Annotated in this window: 11 protein-coding genes; 5 read left to right on the top strand and 6 right to left on the bottom strand. The window is 53.2% G+C overall.

Annotated elements, in window-relative coordinates; all coding sequences use genetic code 11:
* The first annotated feature begins 139 nt into the window (after positions 1-139).
* Positions 140-8,677, top strand: a complete 8,538-nt coding sequence (locus FIT99_RS01290) for a GH36-type glycosyl hydrolase domain-containing protein (RefSeq protein ID WP_140002201.1) — start codon at positions 140-142, stop codon at positions 8,675-8,677.
* 111 nt (positions 8,678-8,788) lie between these two features.
* On the opposite strand, the gene FIT99_RS01285 is transcribed toward FIT99_RS01290, so the two are convergent.
* A complete protein-coding gene (locus FIT99_RS01285) occupies positions 8,789-9,919 on the bottom strand; it encodes an OmpA family protein (RefSeq protein ID WP_140002200.1) in 1,131 nt (376 codons plus the stop codon).
* Between the two features lie 225 nt (positions 9,920-10,144).
* Here FIT99_RS01285 and FIT99_RS01280 point away from each other — a divergent pair, with 225 nt between their 5' ends.
* Positions 10,145-10,609, top strand: coding sequence for a YiiD C-terminal domain-containing protein (locus FIT99_RS01280; RefSeq protein ID WP_140002198.1), 465 nt, complete (start codon positions 10,145-10,147; stop codon positions 10,607-10,609).
* 14 nt (positions 10,610-10,623) lie between these two features.
* Here FIT99_RS01280 and FIT99_RS01275 read toward each other — a convergent pair whose 3' ends face one another.
* The gene (locus FIT99_RS01275; RefSeq protein WP_140002196.1) at positions 10,624-14,337 is read right to left on the bottom strand and encodes an EAL domain-containing protein; all 3,714 of its coding nucleotides are present in this window, start codon (positions 14,335-14,337) and stop codon (positions 10,624-10,626) included.
* A gap of 202 nt (positions 14,338-14,539) precedes the next feature.
* The gene (locus FIT99_RS01270) at positions 14,540-15,739 is read right to left on the bottom strand and encodes an MFS transporter (RefSeq protein ID WP_223261235.1); all 1,200 of its coding nucleotides are present in this window, start codon (positions 15,737-15,739) and stop codon (positions 14,540-14,542) included.
* A gap of 214 nt (positions 15,740-15,953) precedes the next feature.
* On the opposite strand from FIT99_RS01270, the gene xth reads away from it, so the two are divergent.
* Complete coding sequence (gene xth / locus FIT99_RS01265) at positions 15,954-16,724, top strand: exodeoxyribonuclease III (RefSeq protein ID WP_189524768.1); 771 nt, start codon at positions 15,954-15,956, stop codon at positions 16,722-16,724.
* 3 nt (positions 16,725-16,727) lie between these two features.
* Here the strand turns inward: xth and FIT99_RS01260 are convergent, their stop codons facing one another.
* The 3 genes from FIT99_RS01260 to FIT99_RS01250 are packed head-to-tail and all read right to left on the bottom strand — an operon-like array spanning position 16,728 to position 19,612.
* Complete coding sequence (locus FIT99_RS01260; RefSeq protein ID WP_140002192.1) at positions 16,728-17,678, bottom strand: hypothetical protein; 951 nt, start codon at positions 17,676-17,678, stop codon at positions 16,728-16,730.
* A gap of 25 nt (positions 17,679-17,703) precedes the next feature.
* The gene (locus tag FIT99_RS01255) at positions 17,704-18,123 is read right to left on the bottom strand and encodes a DNA polymerase III subunit chi (RefSeq protein ID WP_140002190.1); all 420 of its coding nucleotides are present in this window, start codon (positions 18,121-18,123) and stop codon (positions 17,704-17,706) included.
* A gap of 7 nt (positions 18,124-18,130) precedes the next feature.
* Complete coding sequence (locus FIT99_RS01250; RefSeq protein WP_140002188.1) at positions 18,131-19,612, bottom strand: leucyl aminopeptidase; 1,482 nt, start codon at positions 19,610-19,612, stop codon at positions 18,131-18,133.
* Between the two features lie 88 nt (positions 19,613-19,700).
* Between FIT99_RS01250 and lptF the strand changes: the two genes are divergently transcribed.
* Together lptF and lptG are read left to right on the top strand one after the other, a co-directional pair.
* Complete coding sequence (lptF, locus tag FIT99_RS01245) at positions 19,701-20,804, top strand: LPS export ABC transporter permease LptF (RefSeq protein ID WP_140002186.1); 1,104 nt, start codon at positions 19,701-19,703, stop codon at positions 20,802-20,804.
* A 3-nt stretch (positions 20,805-20,807) separates the two neighbouring features.
* Positions 20,808-21,902, top strand: coding sequence for an LPS export ABC transporter permease LptG (gene lptG, locus FIT99_RS01240; RefSeq protein WP_140002184.1), 1,095 nt, complete (start codon positions 20,808-20,810; stop codon positions 21,900-21,902).
* The last annotated feature ends 2 nt before the right edge of the window (positions 21,903-21,904 follow it).

The raw sequence follows: 21,904 nt of genomic DNA, 5'->3' as shown, positions 1-21,904 counted from the left end.
TACGTAAATTTTTGTAGCCATGCAGAAACAATGCGCCTAGACTGTATTTTCCGCTTAGTTGTTTCATCATGTATATCAGCGCTTACATTCTTGAGCATTAAGCCTTCTCTCAGCAGCACTGACGGTCAAGGTGGGATGCATGGCGATTTATCATTTAATGTGGCAAGCAGGCAAAGGCTCCCCATGGAGTGACCATGCGCCGATTCGAGAAGAACTGTTCGGCATTGACCGGCTGGAGCAACATGCAGAAAGCTTAGCGCTTGCACAAGACATCACCACCAAACCACGCGCGGTGCTGTCTTTGCAAAAACGCTTAAACCAAAATGCCAAAGCGCTATTGGATACTTATCGCGCAATCACACTCGATTTTGAAACAGGCAAAGGCGTGGTGCATGCGGCGGAGTGGCTGCTGGATAATTATCATATTGTTGAAAAGCAAATTGGTGAAATACGCATTGCCCTGCCCGCCAGCTACTACCACCAACTCCCCAAACTCGCGACAGGTCCGCTGGCAGGTTATCCAAGAGTGTTTGGATTGGCTTGGGCATTTATCGCCCATACCGATAGCCATTTCGATCCGCAAGCGATCCGTCAGTTTATCCACGCCTATCAACGCGTACAGCCCTTGACCATTGGCGAATTATGGGCCGTCGCGATTACCTTACGCATTGTCCTCACGGAAAACCTGCGCCGACTCGGCGATCAAATTAATCATGAGCGACTAGCAAGGACCGACGCCGAGCGTCTGGCAGATACCTTATTGCAACCAGGTCGGTCCAAAGCGGCGTTAGAACGCGACATTTCTGGGTTATTACTCGCCCCGTTATCCGATACCTTTGTGGTGCATTTATCAAAACGTCTACGCGATCAAGATCAGCGCACCATGCCCGCCATCACCTGGCTCGAGGCCATGGCCAGACGACAAGGATGCTCACTCGACGAACTAATCCAAAAAACCCAGCAGCAAGAAGGGGCCACCAACGTCACGGTGCGCAATGTGATTACCAGCATGCGATTGATCTCAGAGATTGATTGGGCAGAGCTGTTTGAGAGTGTGAGCTTGGTAGATGCCCGCCTCAACCAAGGGCAGCCATTTTATGCCATGGATTTTGCGACTCGCAATTTATACCGTAGCGCCATTGAGCAATTGGCACGCGGCTCACCTTATTCTGAAGTTGAAATTGCGACGCAAACCAGCGCGTTGTGCCAACAGGCCCGTCTATCAGCAGTGCCTGCAGAGGTGCTCAGAACCGGTGAGATTGGTTATTACCTGATTGCAGAAGGACGCCAAACCCTCGAGCAAACCATCCGCTTTCGCAGTCCGCCAAAACTCCGCATCAGCCGCTGGCACCTGCAACTGGGGTTACCCGGGTATTTGAGTGCCATCCTGCTGGTGACACTAGCGCTGGTGGGGGTGGCATTCAATGGGTTAAATATATGGTCATTGGCGCCGGCCATTTTGATTGCCTTTGCGGTCGCTGCCGCGCTGGCTGCGAGCGAGGCCGCCACCAGTCTGATCAACCGATTTGTCCTCTGGCGTGTGCCGGCCAACATCCTGCCGGGGCTGGAGTTCAAAACCGGCATTCCGCCCGCGCTACGCACCTTGGTGGCCATGCCGATATTGCTCACCAATGCCGCAGAACTCGTCAAACATATCGAACAACTCGAGGTGCATTATCTGTCGGGGCTGGGCGGTGATTTGTATTTTGCGCTGTTATCGGACGGCATGGATGCTGCACATGAATATGCGCTCTCTGACATGCCTTTGCTGGCACTGGCCAGTGACTTGATGGATCAACTCAACCAAAAATACGCGCATGATGACAGCTTGCCACGCACGGCGCCGCGTTTTTTATTTTTGCATCGTCGCAGGGTGTTTAGCCAGAGTGAGCAAAAATGGATAGGTTGGGAACGCAAACGGGGCAAATTACGTGAATTAAATCGTTTGTTACGCGGAGCAACCGACACCACCTTCGTCACCACGCACGGGCAAGCACTTCAAGTACCCTCCGGGGTTCGTTATGTTGTCACCTTAGATGCAGACACCCGCCTGCCACGCGATACGGTCGGCAAGCTAGTGGGCAAAATGGCGCACCCGCTCAATCAACCAGTCTTTGATGCGATGCACCGTCGTATTGTGCAAGGCTATGCCATTTTACAACCGCGCATCACACCGGCATTGCCTTTAGACGTGGAAGGTTCTTTGTTTCAACGCATTTTTTCTGCGCCGGGGGGCATAGACCCTTATGCGACCGCCAGTTCAGACATTTATCAGGATATGTTTGGTGAGGGCTCGTATACCGGCAAAGGCATTTACGACATTGATGCTTTTGAAGCCGCCTTGGCCGATAGAGTGCCCGCAGACAGCATGCTTAGCCATGACTTGTTTGAGGGTATCTTTGCGCGGGCAGGCTTGGTCTCTGATATCGAGGTCGTAGAAGAATCCCCCACGCGCTATGATGTGTATGCAAAACGCCAACATCGCTGGGTGCGTGGGGATTGGCAGTTACTACCTTGGGTATTATCACTGCACCCAGAAAGCCCGCTCCCCAGCGTTGGCCGTTGGAAAATGCTAGACAATCTGAGACGTTCATTGGTCGCACCTAGCTTGATGATGCTGATCGTCGGTAGCTGGTGGCTGCCGCTGATGGATAGTGTGAAAGCAATGGCGTTCATCCTGATCACATGGTCGATCCCCACCCTCTTGCCGCTGATCAGCGCCATTCTGCCAACGCGACGCGACTTTCAATTACGTAACCACTTCCGCCGCTTAGGCAAAGATAGTGTGCGCGTGCTGGCGCATCAGTGTTTATCGCTCGCCTTACTGGCAGACCAATCTCTCAATATGCTGGATGCCATCCTGCGCAGTTTGGCCAGAGTCTTCATCACGCATCAGCACTTATTAGAATGGACCACCTCTGCACAATCAAAAAGCGCCCCTCACTTAACGCGCACCGGTTTCTATGCCGCCATGCAAGGCAGTGTCGTTTTAACACTGCTATTGGCAGGCAGTGTCATTGCCTTACATCCAGCATCCTGGCCATTGGCGCTGGTATGTTGTGCCCTGTGGCTGTCAGCCCCTTGGCTGGCGTTTGGCGCCAGCCTGACCTCAGCTTCGCACAGCGACACGCCACCGATTTCAGCGGCCACCGCGGACTATTTACGCCTGACGGCTCGGCAGACCTGGCGCTATTTTGATCAGTTTGTGACGCCGTTAGAGCACATGCTGCCGCCGGATAACTTTCAAGAGGAACCGGTGGCCGTGATTGCCCATCGCACGTCACCGACCAATATCGGCCTCTATTTACTCTCAACAGTGGCCGCCAGAGACTTTGGCTGGACTGGTTTAAGTGACACCATGGTGCGCTTAGAAGCCACCATGCAAGTGTTAAACCAATTGCCCAAATATCGAGGCCATTTATTTAACTGGTACGGCACGCTCGATCTGCGCGTGCTGGACCCGCCGTATATTTCCTCTGTCGATAGCGGCAATCTTGCTGGTCACTTGATCGCATTGGCAAACGCCTGTGAAGCCTGGGCAGAGCACCCACCGCTGGCAAACATTCCGTCTGGCATGCTTGATCATCTGCGTCTGAGCCAAGCAGCCATGCTGGTCAGCCACCCACTCACCACCCCGGCCAGCACCCTATTGATGAGCAGATTCGATGAAATCGCTACCCAGTGTCTAGATAGCCAGCTGTGTCACAACCTGCCTGCCTTTAAAAGACTGACTGAAAAAACGGCTGAGATGATGCGTAGCCTGTTGCCTGTCAACGCGCAAACGCAACCGCATGAGGCGCTTTACTGGATGGACGCACTGACGCAGTCCGCCGGCGCGCATCACGCGGACCAATTACTGTTGCAAGCAGATGCCGAAGCAGTCGCCGACCGCTTAAAGGCCATCGCCGCCACTGCACGCACATTGGCGATGGCCATGGACTTTACCTTCTTGGTAGAACCCGAGCGTAAATTACTCTCCATCGGCTACAACGTGCGCGATCACAGCCTGGATGTCAGTTGCTACGATTTGCTGGCCTCCGAAGCACGGCTGGCCAGTTTGTTTGCAATCGCCAAAGGCGACCTCTCCACCAAGCACTGGTTCCGCCTTGGCCGCAGTGCGACGCCGGTCGGCAATGGCTCCGCCCTCATCTCCTGGTCAGGCTCCATGTTTGAGTATCTGATGCCGTCATTGGTCATGCGCGCACCCATCGGCAGTGTGCTGGCGCAAACCAATCAGCTCATTGTCGCCAAGCAACAAAGCTATGCCCGCGCCTTGGAGTTACCTTGGGGGATTTCAGAATCAGCCTACAACGCGCGCGACATGGAGTTTACCTATCAATACTCTAACTTTGGCGTGCCCGGGCTCGGGCTCAAGCGCGGTCTATCCGATAACCTGGTCATTGCCCCTTATGCGACCGGTTTAGCAACCATGGTCGATCCGCAAGCGGCACAGGCTAATTTTGAGCACCTGGCGCGTCTAGGCGCTGCCGGTCAATATGGTTTTTATGAAGCCCTCGATTTCACTTCATCCCGATTGCAGGGCGATCAAAAAGTCGCGATTGTGCGTAACTACATGGCGCATCATCAGGGCATGACCATCGTAGCCATTGCGAATTGTCTGCATGACGGGCAGATGCGGCACCGCTTTCATCGCGAGCCCATGATTCAGAGTTGCGAGCTGCTATTACAAGAACGCGTGCCGCGCGATATCGCCTTGGTTTATGTGCGTGCAGTCGAGGCCACAACCATGACGGAGGCCAGTGAGCAGCCCCCGTATGTGCGCACACTCACTGACCCCTTTTCAGCAAGCCCGATCACCCACCTGCTCTCCAATGGCGCCTATGCCATCATGATTACCGCGACCGGCGCCGGCTATAGCCGCTGGCAAGACACCGCCATTACGCGGTGGAACGGCGATGCCACCCGCGAAGCAGACGGCAGTTTTATTTTTATCAAAAATATCCAAAGTGGCGAACTGTGGACTGCGGCTGGGCAAGACATCGGCTACCAAGCAACGGCTAACCGGACGCCTGACCACACCATTATATTCAGCGAGGCGCATGCAGAATTTGTACGCCATGCCCATCACCTGACCACACAAATGGATGTGGTGGTCTCCGGTGAGGAAAATGCAGAAGTGCGTCAGGTATCTCTCACTAACAATAGTCGCCAATCCTATGCGCTAGAACTCACTTCTTATATTGAGCTGGTGTTAGCCACTGCCGCCAGCGACAAGGCGCATCCCGCATTTTCTAAAATGTTTGTCGTCACTGAGTTTTTACCCGAATTTGGCGCCCTGCTGGCCACGCGCCGCAAGCGCTCTGCGGCAGATAGCGAAGTGTGGGCTGCGCATTTTTGCGTGATCGACGCCGATATTTCTGAGCCCATGCAATACGAATCTGACCGCGCGCGCTTTATCGGCCGTGAACGGACCCTCAACACTGCACGCGTATTAGTCGATGGCGAGGCGCTATCGAATACGGTCGGCACCGTGCTCGATCCGATCTTTGCATTGCGCAATCGACTATTGTTGTTACCAGGGCAAGTGGCAAAACTGGGCTACTGGACGGTGGTCGCAGCTTCAAGAGAAGAATTGCTAAAAATCATAGATAAATATCATGACCGTAGTGGCTTTGGTCGCGCGCAGACTTTGGCCTGGACATTGGCACAAGTACAAATGCGTTACCTAGACATCAGCCCGGAAGAGGCGGCGAATTTCCAGCGGCTGGCGGCGCCCATGTTATATGCTGACCAACGCTTCAGATCACACAGTGAGGTGATCGTGCGCGGTGCAGGTTCACAAGCGGCGCTATGGTCATTGTCTATTTCAGGGGACTTGCCAATTATCTTACTGCGGATTGATGCCATCGAAGACATGCCGCAAGTCCACGAACTATTGCAGGCCCACCAATACTGGCGCATGAAGCACCTGTTTGTCGACTTGGTCATCATTAACGAACGGGCCTCGTCTTATGTTCAGGACCTGCAAAATGCCATCGAAACGGCTGTACGCAGTCATCAGGTGCGGCGCCGCGAGGGGGAAATTCTCGCCAAAGGGATCGTGTTCACTCTGCGCGCAGACTTGATGACACTGGAATCGCGCGGCTTGTTGCAATCGGTTGCTAGAGTGGCACTGAGCGCCAAAGCGGGCCTGATGAATCAACAATTGGCACGTTTGCAACCCCTAGACTATGCGCGCCCACTGCCGCAACCCAGCATGTATCCGCCTGCGTCCTTGCCGCCTTTGCAGTTAACCAAAGCACTGACGTTTTTTAATGGGTATGGCGGCTTCGCCGAAGCCGGTAACGAGTATGTCACCGTGCTCTCACCGAGAAAAGTCACGCCCGCGCCCTGGATTAACGTGATTTCGAATGGTCAGTTTGGCTTTCAAGTCTCTGCCGCTGGCAGTGGCTACACTTGGGCAGAAAATAGTCGTGAAAATCAATTAACCGCTTGGTCAAACGATGCAGTGCTGGATCCCTCCGGTGAAGTATTTTATGTGCGCGATGAGCGAAATGGAGTGCTATCTAGCCCCACCGCACACCCGCTGCGCGACGATGGTACTTATGTGTGCAGACATGGCTTTGGCTGCAGTCAATTTGAGCATACGACAAACGCGCTGGCGTTAAGCCTGTTGCAATATGTGCCGCTGGATGACCCGGTCAAAATTTCGCGGCTGGTGATCCGTAATCTATCCGCGCATACGCGCACACTGTCGGTGACCGCCTATACCGAATGGGTGCTAGGCACCTCACGCAGCGCTTCTGCGCCGTTTATCACCACAGAACTGGATGCCGCGACGGGCGCGCTATTCGCCAAAAACCCTTGGAGTATTGCCTATGCCAATCGCGTAAGTTTTGCCGATCTGGCGGGCACACACACCGCTTACACCGCCGACCGCACCGCGTTTATCGGTCGATATGGCGAATTAGCCAAGCCACAAGCGTTGATGGAAAATCTGCCATTATCTGGTCGGACCGGCGCGGGTATCGACCCTTGCGCCGCTTTGCAGCGGGTTGTTGTGCTGGCGCCCGGTGAGTCGATTGAGATCACTGCGCTGCTGGGCCAGGCGACCTCCGTAGACGAGGCACGTGGATTGATCACGCGCTATCGCGAGGCAGATCTGGATCAGGTACTCGATCAGGTGAAGCACTATTGGCAGACGCTGCTCGGCGCCATTCAGGTAAAAACTCCCGACCCAGCAATGGACATCATGCTCAACGGCTGGTTGCTGTATCAGACCATGGCCTGCCGCATTCTGGCGCGCTCGGCATTTTATCAAGCCAGTGGGGCCTACGGTTTTCGCGATCAACTACAAGATTGCATGGCCATGACCTTCACCGCCCCCGACATCAGCCGCACGCACTTGTTGAGAGCTGCGGGACGACAGTTTGGCGAGGGTGATATGCAGCACTGGTGGCAGCCGCAAACCGGGCATGGCGTGCGCACACACATTTCTGACGATTGCGTGTGGCTGGCGTTTTGTACGGCGCAATACATTGAAAGTGTGGGCGATCAGGCGGTGTTAGACGCGCAGGTACCTTTTCTCGAAGGCCAACGCCTGCAGCCGGGCGAGCACGACTGCTTTTTTCAACCCATGATAGGCGCTGAAACGGCTTCGCTGTATGAACACTGCGTACGCGGGTTGGAACACTGTATCGCGCGCACCGGTCAACATGGGCTGCCGTTAATAGGCACGGGCGATTGGAACGATGGCATGAACCATGTCGGTCAGGCAGGCATCGGCGAGAGTGTGTGGCTTGGCTGGTTGTTGATCCGCACCCTTGAGACCTTTGCCCCCTTCGCGCAGGCGCGCCATATCAAGGCAGAGGATCAACGCGCCAAACGCTGGTTGGCCCATGCCAAGGCGGTCAGACAAGCGATTGAACGGGAAGCTTGGGATGGTGAATGGTATCGTCGTGCCACCTTTGACGACGGCGCTTGGTTAGGCTCACGCGAAAGTGATGAATGTCAGATTGACGCCATTGCGCAGTCATGGGCCGTGCTGTCAGGCGCCGCCGACCCCGCGCGTGCGGCTACCGCCATGGCTTCTCTGGAGCAGTTCTTAATCCGCAAGCAAGATGGCCTCGCCTTGCTATTCACCCCGCCGTTTGAGCGCACACAACATGACCCCGGTTACATCAAAGGCTATCCGGCTGGCTTGCGCGAAAATGGCGGCCAGTATAGCCATGCCGCGATGTGGACCGTGCTTGCCTACACCCAACTGGGGCAGGGTAAAAAAGCCGTTGATCTGTTTAGCCTATTGAATCCGATCAACCATGCGCTGGATCCAACGGCTGCCGGACGTTACAAAGTAGAACCGTATGTCATCGCGGCAGATGTCTATTCGGTGGCGCCGCATATCGGCCGTGGTGGCTGGACATGGTATACCGGCTCGGCTGGATGGATGTACCGCGCGGGTATAGAAGGCATTTTAGGCATCAAGCGCGCTGGCGATCAGGTCACGATAAAACCTTGTTTGCCCGATACATGGCCAGGCTTTGAAGCCAAGATTCAGCTGCAGGACACCACCTATCATGTGCAGGTCAAGTCCTCTGGCGTTGCCAACCTTGGCTTGACCACTGCGTTCTGTGACGGCCTGCCGATGATTGTGCAGGCGGGGTTGGTGGCGTTAGCGCTGGACGGCGGCGAACATACCGTCATCATCATGCTCTAGCGCTTGGTTCACAGCGCGTGCCCGCCTAGGGTTATTGGCTTGGATCGATAAAAAACCACCGCTACTGAGGCAGCGGTGGTCGGTGTAACTGCCCGAAGACCTATACTAGACCTACAGTGGCGGACAGCCTGGTTTGCGCTCGATATGATGCTGCGCCTGATCTTCAATCACCACGCGCCGGTTGGGTTGCAAGCATTGCACCAACGCGTCGCCACGCATGCCGTTACAGGTCACCTTCGGCTCGGACTCGCCCTTACCGATGCTTTCCAGTCGATTCGCCGCCACCCCAACCGAGACCAGATACTCTTTGACCTGATTGGCACGTCGTTCGGATAAGCGTTGATTATAGCGGGCACTGCCAATGCGATCGGTATGGCCGGTGACCATGACCAAGGCAAACTCGGGATGCGCTTTTAGTTGCTCAGCCACGGCGTCGAGGAGTGGTTTGGCCCCGGCTTGCATCTCAAACTGATCAAAACCAAATATCTTTTCCACTGAGATTGAGATCGTTTCAAAGCGAGGGCTGCAATTGACGGCAGGTGCGACGGGCGCGAGCGCAGGCGGCAGATCCGCTTGCTTTGCGGCTGCCATGGGGGCTGGCGCAGCGCTAGGCATGGCCTGTTCGGCTTCTGGCGCCGGCGTAGGCTCGCCAAAACGAAAAATAGCACCAATATTGAACACGGTATTTGCTAAGGTACCAGAGGTGTCTAGGTCACTGGCCGGCGCCCGCGCATCGGATTTTGACCATTGACGTCGCACATCCACCTGTAGCCCAAATTTGTCATTAAAAAGGAGTTGCGCGCCCAACCCGACATTGCCCATCCATGAGGTGCGCATGGCATCCTGCAAGCCGGGCAATTGGCTATAATCGACATTGTTACGTGCCACTCCGCCACCAATCAGCACAAAGGGGCGAAAGGATTGACGGCTGAATAAATAGAGCACATCAGCGCCCAGCGAAATTTGCTTATAGTGTCCGCCAACGCCGGCAATGCCCGTATCCTCACGCACCCGGTTATAGGTGAAACCACCTTGTATGTCCCAAGCCGGGGCGATCTCTTTCCCCCATTTGAGAAATAGCCCGCCACCATGATGCTTAGCGTCTAAATCACTATCAGTTCTGAGAATGCTGGCGCCAGGCAACACATACCATGCGTCACGGTACATGTCGTCGGCATGCGCGCTGCAAACCGATAGACTACAAAAAGTGGCAATCGCCAACTGGCTTAAATGGGTTTTCATGGTGTGCCTTCAAAAGGATGCAAAAAGAATTAACGCCGCTACACCTTAGGCTGCGGCGAACGAAGCCTCCGTGCGCTAATGCACATAGTCGATCCGACTGTCTGTTTCATACAACAGCGATGGCGATGCTTCGCTAAAAGCGCTCAATTTGCCTATACTAGAATCAATCAAAAAATCAGCGGCTGCAGCCCGGTTTGAACGACGAGGCCAGCCAAAGGAGGACGGATGACAGGTAAGCAAGCGGCTTTTCAACAAATGCTTTTTGAACAGATTCCGCAAACCAAACACTTGGGAATGCATATCCGCCACATGACAGAAGACTGTCTGACCATGCAAGGCCAGTTTGACTTAAACAAAAACCATTTAAACATTGTGTTTGGCGGCAGTATTGCCGCCATCTCAATCACCACCGCCTGGTCGTTTTTACAACATAGAATCGCGCTGGCTGGCCTGCACGGTGCGCTAGTGATTAAGCAACAAACGGTGAAGTTCTTGTTGCCGATCCGCAGTGATTTTGAATGCATTGCCAGCTTGCATACCAACGAGGACTGGGCCCCATTTCTGACCAGTTATATACAACGCGGACGGGCACGCATTCAGGTCAATGCACAGCTACGGTGTGAAGGGAAAACCTGCGCTACGTTTGAGGGTACATTCGTGTTATACCAACCGAGCGAGTCCGCGGGTTAGAGAGCGGGAGTGCTTCAGCCTAGCTGTAACACATCCTGATCATGGGAAGATGTAAAGGGTTGACTGACCCACGTCTCAAAGGTGTCCAAAGGTAATGGACGGGTGAAATAATAGCCCTGAAAAATCTCACACCCTAAGTCTTTCAACACCTTCAGCTGTGCTTCAGTTTCCACCCCTTCGGCCAAAATCTCTAGTTGCAGACTTTGCGCCAGCGAAATAATGGCATTGACGATACTCTCGTGGTCATGCCCATTGAGCATATCGCGAACAAAAGATTGGTCAATTTTTAGCTGGTCGAATGGCAATCGCTTCAAATAAGACAGTGAGGAATAGCCCGTGCCAAAATCGTCCAGAGAGAAACACACGCCGATATTTTTCAAGGCTGCCATTTTGGCGATGATATCTTCGACATTGGCCACCAGCATACTTTCTGTGAGCTCCAGTTTGAGTTTGCCCGGGTCGATGCCCGTCTCAGACAACATTTGCTGCACTTGCGGCACAAACGCAGGCTGCAAATATTGTTTGGGGCTGACATTCACCGACAACATAATGTGCCGCAATTGTGGATGACTGGACCAGCGCTGCAACATCGCACAAGCTTCTTGCAATACCCAATGCCCAAGCTCGACGATCTGGCCCGTATTTTCGGCCAAGCCAATAAAGTGGGCGGGCATGATGAGACCGCGCTCAGCATGTTGCCAGCGCACGAGGGCTTCCGCACCCACAATCTCATGTTGATGATTGTATTGGGGCTGAAAATGCAGCACAAAATCTTGTTGCGCAATCGCAGTATGCAAATCGGTTTCGAGCGCGACGCGCTGGCGTAACTCGGTCTCCATTTGCGTATCAAAAAACTGATAGCCGTTTCTGCCCGCCTCTTTGGCTTTATACATGGCCATATCCGCGCGTCGTAACAGCTCATCGGTTTGACTCAGATCTGCGGGATCGAACAGCGCAACGCCGATACTTGGCGTCGTGTAATGCTGATAATGGTTGAGGTTAAACGGCTTTTTGAACGCAGCCATGATTTTTTCGCATACGCGTCTGGCCTGTTTCTCGGCTTGCACCGGGTCTTGATGCAAATTGTCCAACACCACCACAAACTCATCACCGCCCAAACGACTGACCGTATCCAAACGCCGTACGGACTGTCTGATACGTTTAGCCACCTCCACCAATAAGGCATCGCCCACATCATGCCCATGCGTATCATTGAGTGTTTTAAAGTTGTCGATGTCAATAAATAACAGCGCACCACCGGCTTGTTTGCGCATGGCCTTGCGCACATGCGCGGCTAACTTTTCTTGCAACAGCATGCGATTCGGTAAGCCAGTCATCGTATCGTAATAAGCCAGTTGGCGAATTTGTGCATCGGCTTGTTTGCGCTCGGTAATATCCCGCAGCACCGCCACCCAATGCGTGACCAGGCCACCTTTGTCCAACAATGGCAAAGCATCCATTTCGAGCGAAATACCCACACCCTGCTGGTTCACCGTCACCACTTCGGCCTTGATCGGCAAGCTTTGTTGCACCGCCTTCTTGATGCGCTCTAGCTCGCGTCCTGGCGTGGCCTCTTGAAACAATTCAAACGGTGAAATACCACTCAACAAATCGAGCGTATGGCCGGTGATCCGAGTAAACGCATCATTTAAAAACACAATTTTTTGCTGCATGGGGGCATGCGCGGGTGACTCTGTAATCATCACCACATCATTCAATCTAGACACGCCACTTTGTAATAAATGCAGTTGCTCATCCGCTTGTTCGCGCTCAATGGCCAGCCCTAAAATGTGGGCATAACTGTCGACAAAATCCAGCTCTGTGGAGCGCGGCGTATGTCGTTGCTGGCGATACATTGCCAACACGCCGAGGACGCGCCGGCTGCGCGATAAGATAGGCATGGTCCAGCAAGCCCGTAGGCCATGTGACACTGCCAGCGCATAACAATCTGCCCACATCGGATGCGCACTGATATCTTCAGCGATGACCCGCCCTTGCGTCAGCGACGAAATGCCGCATTCCCCCAACGCAATGCCATCGATAGACTGTGCGTATGCCACGGGCAATCTGTCCGATGCGGTATGTCGCAAGCGGGCGCCCTCTTTATCGAGCAACAATATTGCACAACAGGCATCCTGAAATTGCTGCTCGATGAGTGTCACTGCCGTTTGCAAAATGTCTGGCAAAGCCACATCTGCCAACATCATGATTTGAATGCGCTCTTGCCCCTGCTTAAGTGCCGACAGCCGTTTGTGCGCGGTAATATCCTGCAATGCACCTTGCAATTTAATAATTTTTCCTTGGCTGTCACGCACTGGCTGTCCCATGGCACGCACCCAGAAGCGCCGGCCTTTGGTGGTGATCTTTTCTAATTCAAGATCATAGGGGATGCCTTCATCCACGCATTGCCTGATCGCAACACACATTTGTTCCCGGTATTCGGGCACAAACATGCTCAAGCCCTCTTCTACGGTCGGCGAGTAACCGGGTGGCATGTCATGCAGGGCGGCGACTTCGTCGGACCAATGAATCAAATTGGTTTCGAGGTCCATCACCCAACCACCCATTTTCGCCACGCTACCAGCCACTTTGAGCAGACTTTCCGCTTGCGTGCGGCGGTCAATTTCACTCTGTAACGCCTGTGTCCGGTATCTCACCTGACGTCTAATCTGTATGTTCCATAACAAGGTCACGGCGAATACCAACAACAGTGCTGCAAACCCTCGGCTAAACCACAACATATACGGGCGCTTGATCAACACATCGCCATGATAGATAAAGCCGTTCAGGTCATGTGTTTTCGGGATCAAACCAAGCTCAGCGAAGGTGGTCGCGATGGCCTGCCAGCGCTCGTCGTTCATATGCCCCCAGGCCACGACTTCTGACAATACATAAGGCACCATCAAATTCGCTTCTTGCATTAGGGTTTGCTTGGTGAGGCCTCTGTTGGCGACACCTGGCATGCTGGCAATCGCGTCCGCCATGGATTCTTTGTGATTAAAGGCGTAGGCCCAGCCTTTTTTGGTGGCGCGCAAAAAAGCTTCTGCGCGCTCGGGGTGCGTGGCCAATTCACGCTCTGTGGTGAATAAAATATCGCCATAAAAATCGACGCCATGGACTTGGTTGCTAATAATCGCGGGCGAGTACCCCATTTGTTGCAATTGGATCGGTTCATCCATGGCGTAGGCTGAGATGGCATCGACCTTGCCCTCGATCAAATCCTGCAGGCGCCAACTATGCGGCAGGATGGTCATTTGCCGGATATCGAGATGCTGTTTCATCAGCATGGCTTTAAATTGCAGCGCACCCTGATCGGCCGACATCATGATCCGTTTACCGATCAAATCTTCGGGTTGATAGATGCCACGTTCGTTCAAACTGAGTAACACATACGGGGAGTGCTGAAAGACAGCGGCCAAGGCAACCACAGGCTTGCCTGACAGCCGCGAGAGCAGAATCTCTGAGTCGCCAATCGAGTAATCAGACCGCCCTGAGAGCACTTGTTGTAGCGGCGGCAGATCTTTACTGCCTTCAATGATCTCAACGTCGAGACCCTCATCACGGTAAAAACCTTGCTGCTGTGCAGCGTAATAACCCGCAAATTGAAACTGGTGATGCCACTTGAGTTGCAGTTTGATATGCTCAGAAGCGCTCGCAACAGATGCGTTGGCTAGGCAGCAGCATGCCAATAGCCATTTGCATAATGTAAAAATGAATCCGCGACCCATGAGTATCCGACTGACCTGAAAAAATATTGAGTTGGCAGATGACCAGCAATCTTACCCAACGCTATTTATACAGGACACAAGGGCATCAACATCATGCAAACAGACCACCATTTCAGGCGGTATCCAACGAATTGATGAGCGTCGTCATCGTGGGCTCATGCAAGGCTGACGAGTGACGCTCTCGTCATCAGCCGCGGCGCGCTCAGGAGGCGCTAGGTTTGAGTGTGAAAGACAGTAATAGCATCAAAAATGAGACCACACATAACCACTGAAAAGCCAGTTCAAAGTGACCACTCACATCTCTCAGATAGCCGACGAAGAAGGGGCCAAATGCAGCGATCAAATAACCCACTGTTAATATAAAGGCATTCCAGCGATTGGCGGCATCGGCGGTATGGGTATGATCCAGCGGCAAGGTCATCGCGAGCGTAAATGCACCCCCTAAGCCAAAGGCGGTCAGTGGCACCCAAAGCCATGGCGCGTTGCCCGGCATGGCCATGCCAGCCAAACCGATGGTGGACAATAAGGCACAAGCGGCCAGCCAGCTTCGTCGATCGGTATGTCGGCTAAAAGAGCCGACAATTGGGCTGGCAAGCATGAAACAAAAGGTGAAACTTGCCAACACGGCGCCAGCCTCCGCGGCGGGCATGCCGCGCTCTTGGTACATGGCCGACGTCCAAGTCAGAATGGCATAGAACAAGAAATTCACACAGGCAAAAAATAACGCAATCATCCAAGCCACCGGCGTGCGCAATGGCAGGCGCACCGGCGCAGCAGCAGACGCAGCGTCAACCGACGAAGCCGAGAGTGACTTGCGCACCACGAGCCCCCAAGCCAAGATCGCCATCACGCCGAATACCACCCATAAGCCAGTGGCGACACGCCAGCTTGATAACTGTAATACCCAGCCGGTCAGTCCCGCAGATAAAGTGCTGCCAAAAGACAACGCAGTGGCGTAGATACCCATCACAAATGCCGCCCGATGGGCAAAACTGGTTTTAACAATGCCGGCAAACATCGCCCCAGCCACAGCGATGCCAGCGCCCACCCCTACCGTGGCAGTCATCAACACGTCACTCGTCGGGGCGTAAGCCCGCAGCAAGATCGACAGACTTAATACTGCCAACGCTGTCATGAGTACCCGATTCACTCCAAAACGCCGCACTAGCCATGGTGTTGGCAGCGCCAATGCGCCCATCAACAGGTCTGGGATCGCCGTCATCAGGGAGGCCGTGGCATGACTTAATTGAAAGTGGTCTATGATGGCGGGTAGGGCGGGTCCCATGGACACAATGCCCGGTCGCAACGCCATCGCCACCAACACCATCGCGACTAACAGCCACCATTCATGATTCGAAAAACCGCTGGGTTGCGCTTGCTTAACATTCTGCGCTGTATTCACTGAAAATTCCTTTATCCGCATGCAATAGGCTCCACTTTAACGGGCAACAGACCATTCAAAAATACGCCATTTGTCTGATATGCGCCAAAACACGGCTTGCGGCTGTGAGCCCAGCCTTCCTCCTCAGCATCCACGCAGAGTGGTGTAAAATACAATGGTTATGCGGGCGCCTTTCAAGCGCCAGCGAAACCAACCTACTTTGTGGAGAATCTCGTTGAAACTGGCTACTTGGAACGTCAACTCTCTGACGGTGCGCTTGCCGCATGTGCTGGACTGGCTCACAGCCAATCAGCCGGATGTATTGTGCCTGCAGGAAACCAAGCAGGAAGACAGCAAGTTTCCCTACGCAGCGTTGCAAGAGGCCGGATTCAATGCGGTGCATAACGGCCAAAAAACCTATAACGGTGTGGCAATTATCAGCCCGCATCCGTTGCAAGACGTACATCTTGATTTACCAAATTTTGTCGATGCGCAAAAACGCATTATCGCGGCGACGGTACTCGGGGTGCGCGTGATCTGTGCCTATGTGGTGAATGGCCAAGCACTAGACTCCGAAAAATACCCCTATAAATTGCAGTGGCTAGAAGCCCTACATGCGTGGGTGACCGATGAGTTAACACAGCATGAAAAACTGGCTTTGTTGGGTGATTATAATATTGCGCCAGACGATCGCGACTGCCATGATCCAGTGGCTTGGGAGGGACAAGTACTGGTGAGCCCAGCGGAGCGGGCGGCTTTTGAACGCCTACTTGCCTTGGGATTGCATGATAGCTATCGGCTGTTTCACGAGGAGGCAGGGCAATTCAGCTGGTGGGATTACCGCATGGCTGCTTTTCGCCGTAACATGGGCATGCGTATCGACCATATTTTGGTCAGTGAGGCCTTAAAGCCCTTGTGCCTCGATTGCGTGATCGACAAAGCCCCACGCAAACTGGAGCGTCCTAGCGACCACACCCCGGTCGTGCTCACGCTAGCAAACGCCTAAGCGCTAAACCGTAGGCATCACGAACTTGATGCCTTGTAACACTTCTAAAATACGCGCCTTGAGGCGTTTGTTCATTTCGGCCTCCATCTCCTGCAATTGGCTTGCCACCGCAGCGGCCACCAAGGCGGCGACTTTTTCCTCTAAAGCTGGCGCTGACGCGGCTAATTCTGCCTGCATACTTTCTTTAAAAGCACTCATTTGCGTGGCATTGAGCTCAACAAAAGCCGCTTGTAGTGATTGTTTGTAGTCTGTCATGAGCGTAGCAGTTGCGGCCTCATGGCTTGCACTCAATGTTTGTTTGCTACTTTCTTGCAACGCTTCTAAATGCGTGGCCAAAGCCTGCTCTAACTGTTCACGTACCGTAAGCACGCGGTTTTCCATCTGAGTCTGTTGCGCGTCGATGAGCGGCGTCAGCGTCTCGCCCAGCCATTGCTGACTGGCTTTTTCGACAGCGTCACGCACCGATTGCTCGGCAGTGAGTAGCCACTGCGCTTGCACGTCGCTGAATTGCAGTAGCTGTTGTTCAACAGATTGCAATTGTTGTTGGGTATGTTGCGCCAGCATTGCCAAAAAAGCTTGCTCACTATCGGCTATCTGCGTCTGCTGCGTCTGGGTCAGATGGCTCACTTGCGCTTCGAGTGACTGCAATTGTTGCTGACCGACGTGCGCCATGGCCTCACGAAAAGCCTGCTCAACAGATTGAATACTGTCACCCACTTGCGATTGGGCTTTTGCAAGCAAGCTCTGCGCTAGACTATCGGCATGCGCAGACAGGGATTGCTGCGCTGTGGCAAGGGCACCCTCACGTTGCTCGGCCATTTGGCTGACGATCAATTGGGTGATTTCCGGCAATAACGCTTGTTTGAGTTGCCCGACCAGTTCATCCATCTCAATGCCGGGCACGGCGGCTTTATGGACCACCTTGGTTAACACCGGAATTTCTGAAATATCCACACCATCCCCCTTACAAGGCTTGTGACTACATATGCTTATTCATGTGCTGAATCTCGTAACCACGGTCACGATAAAACGCCCAGCGTTGTCGACCGGCCATTTTGTCTGCCTCATCGGGACCGATCAGCTCAAACAGGTGACGGAATCGGCTAAAAAACTTTGGCAAGGTCGTCTGATGATTGAACAATAAATCATCCTGACGAATCTGCTCTGGTAACCAAGCCAATTGTACCGGCGTCAAGGCCGCATGTTCAGCATCCGCCAAGGCATGCGGTAAAAAACTCTCGGCGGTCGATTGCCATAAGCGTTCTTCGAGCCACACTGCCTGCGCGCGATCAGCCACATAAATGGTGACTTGCCGCTGACGCGATAGCGCCTGATGCACCAAGTGCGCCATCAAGATGGGCGCATCGGGGACATCCGTGTAAAAGCGGATTTTGGTCATGCGGGTATTACTTGGCTGCCTGTTGCATTAAATACGTGACTAACAATGGCACGGGACGGCCAGTGCCGCCTTTCTCCTTGCCAGACTTCCAGGCAGTGCCGGCGATATCGAGATGCGCCCAATCATATTTTTTAGCAAACCGCGACAAGAAACAAGCCGCGGTAATGCTGCCTGCAGCGCGGCCGCCAATATTGGCAATGTCAGCAAAATTACTGTCGAGTTGGCCCTGATATTCGTCCAACATTGGCATTTGCCAGGCACGGTCACCGGCTTTTTCTCCGGCGTCTAACAGTGCCTTGGCCAAACTGTCATTATTGGCAAATAAACCGCTCACATGATGACCGAGTGCAATCACACAAGCACCAGTCAGCGTAGCAATGTCAATCACCGCCGCCGGTTCAAATCGCTCGGCATAAGTCAACGCATCGCACAAAATCAGGCGACCTTCTGCATCGGTATTTAGCACTTCAATGGTTTGGCCAGACATGCTGGTCAACACGTCACCGGGCTTGGTCGCGCGACCACTCGGCATATTTTCGCAAGTTGGGATTAAACCGACCACATTCAATGGCAATTTCAATTCGCCAAGCGCCTTAAAGACCCCCAGCACCGATGCCGCGCCGCACATATCGTACTTCATTTCATCCATGTCTGCGCCGGGTTTGAGCGAAATACCGCCGGTATCAAAAGTGATGCCTTTGCCTACCAAAACCACGGGCTTTTGCGTTTTTTTGCCATGCAAATGCTGCAATACAATAAAGCGTGGGGGCTCGTCACTGCCCTGTGTCACCCCTAAGAAAGAGCCCATGTTGAGCTTTTCAATCGCCGCTTGGTCCAGCACCTCCACTTTAAATCCATAATCCTTGGCCAGCTTTTCAGCTTGCTTGCCCAGATAAGTAGGCGTACAGATATTGGGGGGTAAATTACCGAGATCTTTGGCTAAGGCGACGCCCTGACCCAAGCTGCGCCCCTGCGACGCACCCAGCTCAGCCGCCGCTTGGTCTGCTTTGTCTACCAGCAAGATCACTTGCTTTAATGCATGCGGTTCCACCGACTTCTGCTTCACTGCATTGACTTTATAAGTGGCATCCAGCACCACCTCTGCCAACGCAGCAGCGATTTGCTGCACCGAGCTCTTTTTAATGCTCAAGCTAGCAAAGTCTGCAGCGATACTTTCAACCCCGGCTGGCAAGGCTTTCACCGCGGCTCGAACACTGCTTTTCAGCTGTTTGAGTGTGAGCTCCTCGGCTTTGCCCAATCCAACCAACAGAATTCTGGGCACGGATACACCAGCTAACTGGCGTAATAACAGCGTAGTGCCGGCCTTACCTTCCATGTCGCCTGACTTCAGCGCGGTGGAAATTGCTTTTTCGCTCAGTGTATCCAGCGATTTCGCTAAATCGGTCAGTTTTCGCCCTTCATAAATGCCGACCAGCAAGCAATCGGTACGCAATTTTTCCGGGGCAGTGCTTTTTATGCTAAATTCCATCTTTATCCTTTGTGATGCCATGCAATTTGCCTGAGTGATGGTCGTATTATCTAGTGTTTTATGCTGATTTCAAAGCGGTGCATATAAATTGAAAATCTTCAAACGTGCATTGTCCGCAGAGCTGATGTCCTCGGCCTCTGCCATCTTCCTGATTATTTTAGGCATTGTGGTGGCACAGCGTGCCGGTAACATCGTGCGCCAAGTGTCCAAGGGCATTCTACCGAACGATGCGATCGGCACCATCCTAACATTCAGCTTGGTGCAGTTTATGCCCATGATGCTGTCTCTGGCGATTTTTCTGGCCGTGTTGCTAACCTTAACGCGCTGGCATCGCGACTCCGAAATGGTGATTTGGATGAATGCCGGCCTGAGTTTGCGTCAATGGGTCGCGCCGATTTTGCGGTTTATCTCACCGATTGTGCTCATCATCTCTCTGTTCAGCTTGGTCATCATGCCTTGGGCCAATGAAAAAGCAGACAATTACCGCGCCCAATTAAAAAAACGAGACGAGTTATCCTCTATTAGCCCCGGCACCTTTAAAGAGTCTAGCAACGGTGACCGCATCTACTTTATCGAGAGTTTCGACAAACTGGGTTACGAGGTTAAAAACGTTTTTGTGCAATCCAGGCAACACGGCAAAACCGGCATTATCACTGCGAATACCGGCAGTCGCTTTAAAGCAAATAATGGCGATAATTTTTTGCGCATGGAGCATGGTCGGCGCTATGAAATCACGCCCAACACGCTAGAAGTCATGACCACTGAATTTGAGCGTTATGACATCCGGGTGGAAATCAAAGAAGCTGCGCCCTCAACCAGCACGGCGCAGACCCGATCCACGCAGTCACTGGTCAGTGGCGCCAGCCCCGGAGACCATGCCGAGTTGCATTGGCGGCTGGCGATTCCAATTTCAACCATTGTGATGGTACTGCTTGCCATTCCACTCAGCTTCGTTGACCCACGTGCTGGCCGCTCGCTTAATATCATGTTTGCGATCCTGATCTTTATCATCTACAACAACATGCTGAGCATTTTTCAGGCATGGATTACGCAAGGGAAGATTTCCATCCTGATTGGCTTATGGCCAGTCCATCTGATCTTCATTCTGCTTGGCTGGTATCTCTATCACCGCCGCAAGCATTTGAAACCCTTGATTCCTGACTGGTTTAAACGCCGGGCGAAACGCGCATAAGTCATGAAACTTACCCTGTTAAATCGCTATTTCTGGAAAGAAATCAGTTTCAACATCATGTTGGTGTTGCTGGGGCTGCTGGCCATGTTCTCGTTTTTCGACCTATTACAAGAGCTCGACAGCCTGGGCCGTGGTCACTATGGCATCAACAGCATGCTGATCTATGTCGGGCTCAGTATTCCGGGCCATATTTATGAGGTGGCGCCCGTTGCTGTGTTGCTAGGCATCGTCTATACCCTTGGCGCCATGGCCAGTAGCTCGGAGTTAATCGTGATGCGCACCAGTGGCATCTCATTGCAAATGATCGCCAAAATGCTGTTAAGCATTGGTTTGGTATTTGCCCTCATCACGTTTCTGATTGGCGAAATCATCGCGCCGATCAGTGAAAAAATGGCGCAACGCATCCGCATTCAAGCCACTGATTCGGTCATCGCACAGGACTTTCAGTCCGGCTTATGGATTAAGGATGGCAGCAGTTTTGTGAATGTCACCACCGTGATGCCGGACACGAGCCTGGTAGATATTCATATTTATGACTTTGATGCGCAGTTCCGCTTGCGTCATGTCAGTCATGCTGACAAAGGGTACTTTGAGGATGACCATTGGGTGCTCTCGAACGTAACCCAAACCAGCATCAACACCAGCAAAGCAGCCCAGCACAACTCCGTCACCTCTAAGTTTGTCAAACAGACCGAATGGGAGTCGCTTATCCGGCCGGAACTGCTGAATGTGCTTCTGGTACTTCCAGAAAAAATGTCGGCCTGGAATCTCTACAGCTTTATACAATACTTGCATCAAAACGGGCAACGCAGCACCCGCTATCAGGTCGCGCTCTGGTCTAAACTGGTTTACCCTTTGGCTTGTCTGGTCATGGTCATTCTGGCGCTGCCTTTTGGCTTTTTGCAGCAACGCGCAGGTGGCATCAGCGCCAAAATTTTCGCAGGCATTTTTCTCGGCGTGGTGTATCAGATCATGAATCGGGTGTTTGTCCACTTGGGCGTACTCAATGATTGGTCACCGCTAGTGAGTGCCATCAGTCCGACGCTGCTATTTTTAGCCGCCGGTCTTGGCATGCTGTATGTGGTCGAGCGTCGTTAGCG

The organism is Methylophilus medardicus (genome assembly GCF_006363955.1).
In the GTDB taxonomy this organism is placed as follows: Bacteria; Pseudomonadota; Gammaproteobacteria; order Burkholderiales; family Methylophilaceae; genus Methylophilus; species Methylophilus medardensis.
Note: the sequence above shows the minus strand (reverse complement) of the source record. Positions and strands in the feature narration are given on the sequence as shown.

Bases quoted from the DNA above. Each gene is read 5' to 3' on its own strand.
- FIT99_RS01290 (WP_140002201.1), top strand. From the start codon at position 140: ATGGCGATTTATCATTTAATGTGGCAAGCAGGCAAAGGCTCCCCATGG.
- FIT99_RS01285 (WP_140002200.1), bottom strand. From the start codon at position 9,919: ATGAAAACCCATTTAAGCCAGTTGGCGATTGCCACTTTTTGTAGTCTA.
- FIT99_RS01275 (WP_140002196.1), bottom strand. From the start codon at position 14,337: ATGGGTCGCGGATTCATTTTTACATTATGCAAATGGCTATTGGCATGC.
- FIT99_RS01280 (WP_140002198.1), top strand. From the start codon at position 10,145: ATGACAGGTAAGCAAGCGGCTTTTCAACAAATGCTTTTTGAACAGATT.
- lptG (WP_140002184.1), top strand. From the start codon at position 20,808: ATGAAACTTACCCTGTTAAATCGCTATTTCTGGAAAGAAATCAGTTTC.
- FIT99_RS01255 (WP_140002190.1), bottom strand. From the start codon at position 18,123: ATGACCAAAATCCGCTTTTACACGGATGTCCCCGATGCGCCCATCTTG.
- FIT99_RS01250 (WP_140002188.1), bottom strand. From the start codon at position 19,612: ATGGAATTTAGCATAAAAAGCACTGCCCCGGAAAAATTGCGTACCGAT.